Origin of the sequence: Streptomyces sp. P17 (assembly GCF_032436805.1) — a bacterium.
In the GTDB taxonomy this organism is placed as follows: Bacteria; Actinomycetota; Actinomycetes; order Streptomycetales; family Streptomycetaceae; genus Streptomyces.
The window spans coordinates 1-262 of record NZ_JAVRBF010001025.1 but is presented as its reverse complement, the minus strand read 5'-3'; the positions used below and the strand labels follow the sequence as shown (position 1 = coordinate 262).

At 68.7% G+C, this 262-nt stretch carries 1 protein-coding gene; it reads right to left on the bottom strand.

The features are described 5' to 3' along the window. Nucleotides 1–241: lantibiotic dehydratase (locus tag RMT89_RS43825; protein ID WP_315889332.1), on the bottom strand; the 241-nt coding region annotated here is incomplete at its 3' end. Nucleotides 242–262: the final 21 nt, after the last annotated feature.

Below are 262 nucleotides of genomic sequence, written 5' to 3'. Positions count from 1 at the left end.
AGCGATCGTCGCGAACGCCCACGACCAGCTCGCGGAGCGGAATCACGTTCTTTCGCGGCACCGACGGCGACGCTCCGACTTGGATTTCGTACGCCGCGACCGCCGGTCGAATCACGACGTTCGTGCCGCGCGCGTCCGGCGGCACGTCGACGAGCTCGGCCCACACGCCGGGCGGCGCGAGCGCGACACGCCAGATCCGCGCCGCGGGAATCGATATCCCGATCCTCGCGGCAACTGGCATGGACGGGCTTTATTGGGTCAA